5 protein-coding genes and 1 pseudogene are annotated in these 6,611 nt (G+C 61.7%); 2 read left to right on the plus strand and 4 right to left on the minus strand.

Features of this window, described 5'->3' with window-relative positions:
• Nucleotides 1–716 (plus strand): annotated as a pseudogene (locus tag G113_RS18205) (tripartite tricarboxylate transporter permease); the annotation flags it as partial.
• A 129-nt stretch (nt 717–845) separates the two neighbouring features.
• On the opposite strand, the gene G113_RS18210 reads toward G113_RS18205, so the two are convergent.
• From G113_RS18210 to G113_RS18220, 3 genes are read right to left on the minus strand one after another with little or no spacing between them, the layout of a single operon-like run.
• Nucleotides 846–1,511 carry a response regulator gene (locus tag G113_RS18210; RefSeq protein ID WP_005908341.1) on the minus strand — a complete coding sequence of 222 codons (666 nt, stop codon included), beginning with the start codon at nt 1,509–1,511 and terminating at the stop codon, nt 846–848.
• On the minus strand, nt 1,512–3,098 hold the full coding sequence (locus tag G113_RS18215; protein WP_005908342.1) for an ATP-binding protein: 1,587 nt from the start codon (nt 3,096–3,098) through the stop codon (nt 1,512–1,514). It abuts the gene before it with no gap.
• Nucleotides 3,099–3,141: 43 nt separating this feature from the next.
• Nucleotides 3,142–4,362 (minus strand): ROK family transcriptional regulator, encoded by a 1,221-nt coding sequence (locus G113_RS18220; protein ID WP_005908343.1) that lies wholly within the window; start codon nt 4,360–4,362, stop codon nt 3,142–3,144.
• 173 nt (nt 4,363–4,535) lie between these two features.
• On the opposite strand from G113_RS18220, the gene G113_RS18225 reads away from it, so the two are divergent.
• Entirely contained in the window at nt 4,536–5,000 is a 465-nt protein-coding gene (locus G113_RS18225) for a YchJ family protein (protein WP_083940419.1), read from the plus strand.
• 64 nt (nt 5,001–5,064) lie between these two features.
• On the opposite strand, the gene G113_RS18230 is transcribed toward G113_RS18225, so the two are convergent.
• The coding region (locus tag G113_RS18230) for a type I secretion C-terminal target domain-containing protein (protein WP_005908345.1) at nt 5,065–6,611 on the minus strand (1,547 nt) is incomplete at its 5' end.

Below are 6,611 nucleotides of genomic sequence, written 5' to 3' on the forward strand. Positions count from 1 at the left end.
GGGGCTGGCGCCACCATCGCCGCCTTCATGGCCTATGGCGCAGAGCGCAACATCGCTGGCAAGAAGCATCAGGACCAGTTCGGCAAGGGAAGCCTGCGCGGCCTGGCCGCCCGGAAGCGGCCAACAATGCCGCCTCCACCGGCTCCTTCGTGCCCTTGTTGACCCTGGGGATCCCGGGCTCGGGCACCACGGCCCTGATCCTGGGTGCCCTGGTCGCCTATGGAATCCAGCCGGGTCCTCGTCTGTTCATGGAGCATCCGGACGTGTTCTGGTCGGTGATCATCTCCATGTATCTGGGCAATGTGGTGCTCTTGATCCTCAACCTGCCACTCATTCCTTACCTGGCCAGGATACTGGCGGTACCACGTCCGGTATTGATCCCCATGGTGCTGCTCTTCTCCCTGACCGGGGTCTATCTGGTGTCGTTCAACACCATGGACATCCATGTGATGACGTTAGTTGCGCTGATCGCCATCGGCCTGCGCCTGCTCAATTTCCCCATGGCCCCCATGCTGCTCGGCTTCATCCTGGGAGGCATGCTGGAAGACAACCTGCGCCGCGCCCTGGTGATCAACGATGGCTCCATGAGCTTTATGTGGGAACGCCCCATCACCCTCGGCTTTACGATCATCACCATCACTATGCTGATGATCCCGCTCTGGCAATGGTGGCAGGCTCGCAAGGAACCCAAGGGTGAACCTGTGACTCATTCCTGAATCGATGGCACTCTGCCGCCTCAGTACCCTACCCATAATGAGCAGAGACCTTGATAAACCAGAGTGATAACAAGCAGTAATAAAAAGAGCGCCATCAAGGCGCTCTTTCTTTGTCCGTAGCATCTGTGCTCAGCGGCGGCGATAGCGGCGCTCGGGACGTCCGACGGTACCATATTCGAGCTCAGGGGATGCCAGCTGCTGGCCCACCAGAAACTCCAGGTAACGGCGCGCCGTGGTGCGGCTCACCCCGACCCTGGCACCTATCTCTTCCGCGCTCGCCCCCTCGCCCGCCAGGGCGCTCAGGATCCGCTCCAGAGTCAGGGCATCGATGCCTTTGGGCAGCGTGAGCGGGTTGGCACTGCCGGCAGTGCTACCAAACAGGGCGTCCACGTCCTGCTGGCTGATATCGGCCAGGCTGGCCAGGGCCTGGCTGCTCTGCCGATATTTCTCCAGGGTGCCCTTGAGCCGCTCGAACACTACGGGCTTCAAGATGAAGTCCACGACCCCGAGGCGCATCGCCTCCTGCAAGGTAGCCGCTTCCCGCGCCGCAGTGAGCAGGATGACATCCACCTCGGCCCCCTCCTGGCGCAGCTGCTTGAGCAGCCCCAGCCCCTCGCCATCGGGCAACCAGACATCGAGCAACACCAGATCGGGTTTGAGCACGGTGATCTGCTCGCGGGCATCGCTTAAGGTGAGTGCCAGACCGCACAGGACGAAGCCCGGCAGCCGCTCGACGAAGCGGCGGTGGATCTCGGCGATGGCCGGGTCATCCTCCACTATCAATACCTTGATCATTCACACATCCTTGGGAATGTAACAGACAAAACAACTGCCCTGTTCGGTCGCTTCTATGACGATGTCACCCTTCAGCGCATCCAGGGTCTTGCGCACCAGTGCCAGGCCGATGCCATGACCTCGCTCGGTCTTGCTGCTGACGCCGGGCTCAAATAGCCGATCCTGCAACGTGGGGGCCACACCGCCAGCCCCATCCTCGACCTCCAGGATCAGATCCTGACCAAGGTCCGTCATCGAGACCCGGATCGGGGCATAGGGAGCCCCCTGGCGACGGGTCGCCTCGAAGGCGTTGTCGATGAGATTGCCAAGCAGGGTCACCAGCTGGGAACCTGACACCCTGGCGGGAATATCATGCAGGCGTGAATCGGGCTCGACGACAAGCTCGAGCCCCAGCTCATGGGCCCTGTGATACTTGCCAAGCAGCAGCCCTGCCACTTTGGGCTTGGCGATCGCCGTCATCAGGAAGCTGAGCAGGGTCTGCTCCGTGCCGGCCTCACGGCCGATGAAGGCGAGCGCCTCCTCATGGGCACCGAGTTCGATAAGCCCGGCAATGGTACCCAGCTGATTATTGTGTTCGTGGGTCTGCACCCGCAGCAGATCGCTGTAGGCCTGTACCTGGCTGAGCTGGGCACTCAGCTCGGCCAGCTCATCCTTGCGCCTGAAGCTCGATACGGCCCCGATGAGTTCGCCATCGCGCACCAAGGGCAGACGGTTGACGATCAGGTGCTGGCCGTTGAGCCAGATCTCCTCGTCATATTGCGGCTTGGGATCATGAATGAGCGACAACATGCGAGTCTCAGGCAGCAGATCATTGATGGGACGGCCTATGGCTCCCCTGGCCTGCTGCTCATCGAGGTGCAGCAACTTGATGCCATTGGGGTTGATGGAGGTGAGCCGCCCCTCGCCATCGATGGTGAGTATCCCCTCGCGCACGGTGCGCAGGGTACAGTCGAGCTCGGCATAGAGACGGCCTATCTGTTCGGGCTCAAAACCGAAGATCGCTTTTTTATAGCGCCGCGCCAGCCAACCTGCCGCCAGGCTGTTGAGCAGCACGATGAGCAGGGTGATGAAGAGGCCAAAGCGCAGAAAACCGCGTAGATCCGCGTCTATGTCGCGCACCAGATAACCGACCGACACCACGCCGATGATCTGACCCAGCTCGTCATGGATTGGTGTCTTGCCGCGCACCGACACCCCCAGGGAACCCTTGGCATGGGAGATATAGGACTCCCCATTGACCAGCGCCCGGGTCGGATCGTCCCCCACCATCGGCTTGCCGATACGATCCGATTGCGGATGTACCAACCGCAAGGCGTTGCGATCGCCGATGACGATGAAACTGGCTCCCACATCGCTGCGGATCTTCTCCACCAGCAGGTTGAGGCGAGCCGTGTCAGCCCGGCGCACCCCGGTTATCACGGCGCTATCCCGCGCCACCAGCTGGGCCACGTCCAGCGCCTGCTCCCCCACCTCGCGATAACGCTGCTCGGAGACATAGTAATAGCTGGCGGTGCTGAGCAAGATAAGCTGCAACAGGCTGATACAACACAGAATAAGGAGAAAGCGTCCCTGCAGTCCCAGTTTCATGAAAGGTGCCCTGCTCCGTCCCCTGCGGCCATCATCTTCAGCATCATGACTCGTTGCCACCGCCCCGCAGCAGGTCCAGCAACAGGCTGCCATCGCGCAGCGCCTTGTGTACCTGCACCGAGGTCGGTTTGGTGGGATCTTCGTAGAAGTGGGTCGACTCTATTTGCAGTCGCACCAGATAATCGGCCGGCAGCTGGCTCGCCAGGGCCTGATGCAGCATGGGGAACAACAGGCGATCGGCGCGGGTGATCTCACCACCCAGCAGCAGCTTGCCCGGATTGAGCAGGCAGATGAGATTGGAGAGCACCCGGGCGAGACGGCCCGCCGCCTGATGCAATATGTCCTGACACAGGCTATTGCCCGCCAATGCCAGCTCGCACAGCTCGCGAATGGTGACGCTCTCGGGAAGATCGGAGTCCGTACCACCTATCCGCCCACGCAGCTCACGGTACTGGGCCTCCAGCGCCTGATTGGTGACCAGGGTGCAGGCACAGCCAAAACCGCCGCAATAACAGCGCTGGCCATAGGGCTCGAGCTGCAGGTGACTGAGATCCCCCAGCATGGCGGATTCGCTCTCCATCAGCTGGCCATTGACCACCATGCCCACCCCGATGTCGTTGTGAACGAACACCAGCACGGCATCTGCGCAATTCTTGGCAGCCCCCCACTCGCGCTCAGCCTGTATCCAGGTACGCACATCGCCGCTGACCAGCACGGGCACCGCGAATGCCTGCTGCAGGGTCGGCCCCAGAGGCCAGTTGCGCAGATCATAGAAGGGGAAGTGACGTACCATGCCGGAATGGCGCTCCACCTGACCCGGCAGGCAGAGGGCGATGCAGGCCAGACGCAGGGCCCGCTTGGGCAAGAAACTCTCTATCGCCTTGATGAGGCTGGCCAGCAGATCGCCCCGTTCTGCTTCGCTGAATTGGTGACGATGGCGGGCCAGAGAGCGGCCCGCCAGATCGAACAGGGCCATGTCCACATAGCCACGGCCCAGGCGCATGGAGAGAAACTGGAAACGGCGTTCGTTGATACGCAGCAGGATCTGGCGCCGACCCCGACCGACGGAGCTCTCGCCGCAGGTCACAACCAGGCCGCCAACCAGCAGCTCCCGGGTGATCTTGGTGATGCTGGCGGGGGAGAGGCCGGTCAGGCGGGAGAGATCGGTGCGTGACAGCTCCTTGTGCTCCTCCAGACTGGCGTAGACCAGCCCATAGTTGAGCTGCCGGATCAAATCGATACTGCCTTTCACGATCTCATTCATAGGGTCTTTTAACGAAACGGCGAATAATGGTTAATTGTTCCATATTCTCGGCCAATCCCCAAACTGCAGCGCCAGATTCCCGGCTCCGATCACTGATTATGCCGCAGCACTGGTCTGCGGCCCCCCCGCTTGGCTACAATCCCCGCACATTTGATTCAGATACGGCCTATACCATGACCCCTTGCCCTTGCGGTTCCACCCTCTCCTACCAGACCTGCTGCGCCCCCCTCCATCAGGGCCAAGCCGCCGCGAGCTGCGAACAGCTGATGCGCTCGCGCTACAGCGCCTTCGTGTTGGGGCTGGGTGACTATCTGGTGCAGAGCTGGCATCCGGACTTTCTGGGGGGACTGACCGCGACCGAGCTTGGCCGCCAGGAGACCCGCTGGGTCGGGCTCGAGATAGTCAACACCCAAGATGGCACCCCGGATGATGAAGAGGGCCAGGTCGAGTTCAAAGCCTGGTTCCTCGATGCAGGGCAGCGCCACTGTCTGCATGAACGCTCCCGCTTCACGCGCCTGGCAAGGCACTGGGTCTATACCGAGGGCGTCCAGTTTCCCCATGACTCATGCCCTCTGCCCGGGCGCAACGACCCCTGCCCCTGTGGCAGCGGCAAGAAACACAAGAAGTGCTGTGGCTGAGGACAGGGCAGCGGTTGCCCACCAGTCCGAAATGACAAGGCCGCCCGAGGGCGGCCTTGTTGCATCAAGGGTGATCGACGATGAGGTGCTGGTTATCGATGAGCGAGGTGAGTATCTCGCTCTGACTGCCCCCTCCCATATTGAGGCTGGAGAGATCCACACTCTTGACATCGATGGACTGGGTTATCTGCCCATCCCCGGCGGGAGAGATATCCAGATGCAAGTCACTCACCCCGTTGGCCCCTGCCGTCACCGACACCTGGATATGGGAGAGCAGGCTGTTGATGTCGCTGCCGCTGACTCCGCCCAGCATGTCGCTGAGATCCAGCCTGTCCCCTTGTTGCAGGTTGAAGTCGGTGATGGTATCGACCGCAGGCTGGCTGGCCGAACCCGCATCCGGCAAGGTCCAGGCGAAGGTATCGCTGCCCAGTCCCCCGGTGAGAATGTCACTGCCGGCACCGCCATAGAGGATGTCATCACCCTGGCTGCCGACCAGATGGTCATCCCCGCCGCTGCCATGGAGTTCGTTGCCCGCCACAGTGTGAACTTCCAGAGTGTCCGGGGTTGAACTGATGACACTGCCCCCCGAACTGGACTCGGCCTGTACCGAGACGTTGTGGCTGCCCACACCAAAGCCATCCAGGAACAGCGGCAAGTTGCTGTCTCCTGGCAGCAACCAGTCGCCATTACCCAGATCCTGCCCCACCTGCCGACCATCCTGATCCAGCACCTGAGCGCCATCCAGACCACTCAGCCTGATGCTTAACTCACCCGGTTCAGGGTTGGCAACCCAGGCACTCAGGCTGAGGGGAACCCAGCCACCGACCAGGGCGGTCACCCCATGACTGTCCAGCTGCAAATTGGGCATATCGGCCTGGGCGGCCACATTGATGCCAAGCTGGCCGCTATCCTCCAGAGCGCCGCCGGAGCCCGTGCTGCCGAGATCCGAGATAACCAGACTCAGGTTGTCATCCCCCCAGTAGTCCGGACTCGGCTGATAGTGGACTGCGCCAGCCAGGAAGGCGTTGAGGGCATCCTGAGCCCCGGTCAGGATCAGGCTATTGCTGTTGCTGCCAAGCACTGTGACTCCGGCACCAGCGGCCGCGACCAGGAGACCATGTTCAACCTTGAGGGTCACCTGCATCGGTGCCGTACCGGCATCCACATCCTTGACGCTGATGCCGCTCAGTATGATGTCGCCATCCTCACCCACGCTCAAGCCGCTGCCAGGCAAGGTCAGCTCAGGCGCGTCGTTGACCGGTTGCACGGCGATATCCAGGGTACTGCTGACATCCTGACCGCCACCGCTGCCAGTGTTGCCCAGATCGTTGGTTACCATGGTCAGCTGATCGCTGCCATTGAAGTTGGCATCCCCCAGATAGTGGATGCCGCTCCCCAACAGAGCATTGATCGCATCTTGGGAACCGAGCAGCGTCACACTGCCACTGCCATCCCCCGTCACGCTGACGCCTGCGCTATCAACCACCGTCAGACTGCCGTTGCCCACGCTCAGGGTGACGCGGATATCCTTGCCCTCGGCGTCCACATCCTGCACCTGCAAGCCCTGGATAAGATGGATGCGGTCCTCCTGAGCCACCTGGGCCGGGGGCA

Source organism: Aeromonas molluscorum 848 (assembly GCF_000388115.1).
In the GTDB taxonomy this organism is placed as follows: domain Bacteria; phylum Pseudomonadota; class Gammaproteobacteria; order Enterobacterales; family Aeromonadaceae; genus Aeromonas; species Aeromonas molluscorum.

What these genes read in the sequence shown, in the direction of transcription:
- G113_RS18220 (WP_005908343.1), bottom strand. Translation starts at nt 4,362, where the DNA reads ATGAATGAGATCGTGAAAGGCAGTATCGATTTGATCCGGCAGCTCAAC.
- G113_RS18225 (WP_083940419.1), top strand. Translation starts at nt 4,536, where the DNA reads ATGACCCCTTGCCCTTGCGGTTCCACCCTCTCCTACCAGACCTGCTGC.
- G113_RS18210 (WP_005908341.1), bottom strand. Translation starts at nt 1,511, where the DNA reads ATGATCAAGGTATTGATAGTGGAGGATGACCCGGCCATCGCCGAGATC.
- G113_RS18215 (WP_005908342.1), bottom strand. Translation starts at nt 3,098, where the DNA reads ATGAAACTGGGACTGCAGGGACGCTTTCTCCTTATTCTGTGTTGTATC.